Raw genomic sequence first — 1,054 nt, 5'->3', positions numbered from 1 at the left:
GGCTTTGTTGCACAAACCCGCTTGGGGACGTGTTTCCCCTGACCCCGGACGGATTTAGCCTACGGCCACCGTACGCGGTATGCCAAGAGCTGTGAAGCCGTTTAGGATCGCGGCACGGATCTGGATCTCTGCAACCTGGCGATCGAAGTCCCGCGCCAAGAGGCGCTGACCGAGTAGCTTTACACAATGCATTTTTGTCTCAACGCGGCTCCGGCGGTGATATCCAGTCAGGTTTCGCCACAAAGCACGACCCAGATACTTTGAGGATCGCACTGCTTCGTTACGCGCTTTCGCTCCTGCTGTGTCAGGTTTCCACATCTTGGCGTTCTTGCGCGGGGGTATGACGGCGTGCGCATTGCGTGCCGCAATCGCATCATGGCATTTGCGTGTATCATATGCTCCGTCCGCCGTGACGCTGCCAAGCTCCTGATCAGGTGGGATCTGGCTGAGCAAGTCTGGCAGCATCGGGGCGTCCCCAATGCTGCTACTCGTCACCTCGATCGCGCGGATCTCCAGCGTTTCCTCATCGACCCCAATGTGGATCTTGCGCCACAAGCGGCGCTTTGGACCGCCATGCTTGCGGGCATTCCACTCTCCTTCGCCTTCAGCCTTAATGCCTGTGCTGTCGACAAGCAGGTGAAGTGGTCCTGCTGATCCCTTGTAAGGGATGGCGACGGACAACGTCTTCTGACGCCGACACAGGGTACTGAAGTCCGGCACCGACCAGTCCAGCTCAACCCGTTTCAGCAAGCTCTCCACAAACCCGGTCGTCTGCCGCAAGGGCAAGCCGAATAGAACCTTGAGGGTCAAACAGGCTTGGATGGCTGCATCGCTGTAGGTTTTCTGACGCCCACGGCGTCCAGAGGCCTCTGCTTCCCATGACATCTCTGGATCAAACCAGATCAACAGCGATCCCCGCTGCTTAAGTGAATGATTGTACTCTGCCCAGTTCCGGGTCTTGTACGTCGTCGGTGTCCAGCTGCTCATCGCAACCCGCTACCACGCTGGCTTCACGTAGTGAATCCCCTCATGATGGGATTTGTGCAACAAAGCC

1 protein-coding gene is annotated in these 1,054 nt (G+C 57.8%); it reads right to left on the bottom strand.

The genetic code is table 11. The annotated features are described in order from the left end of the window. Positions 1-54: 54 nt before the first annotated feature. Complete coding sequence (locus THS5294_RS06145; RefSeq protein ID WP_058123054.1) at positions 55-987, bottom strand: IS5 family transposase; 933 nt, start codon at positions 985-987, stop codon at positions 55-57. Positions 988-1,054 lie beyond the last annotated feature (67 nt).

This window comes from Thalassobacter stenotrophicus, assembly GCF_001458315.1.
GTDB classification, from domain to species: Bacteria; Pseudomonadota; Alphaproteobacteria; order Rhodobacterales; family Rhodobacteraceae; genus Thalassobacter; species Thalassobacter stenotrophicus.
The sequence above is the reverse complement of the archived record's forward strand: the minus strand, read 5'-3'. Positions and strand labels throughout refer to the sequence as shown.

Coding starts and splice junctions, on each gene's coding strand:
- THS5294_RS06145 (WP_058123054.1), bottom strand. CDS start 987: ATGAGCAGCTGGACACCGACGACGTACAAGACCCGGAACTGGGCAGAG.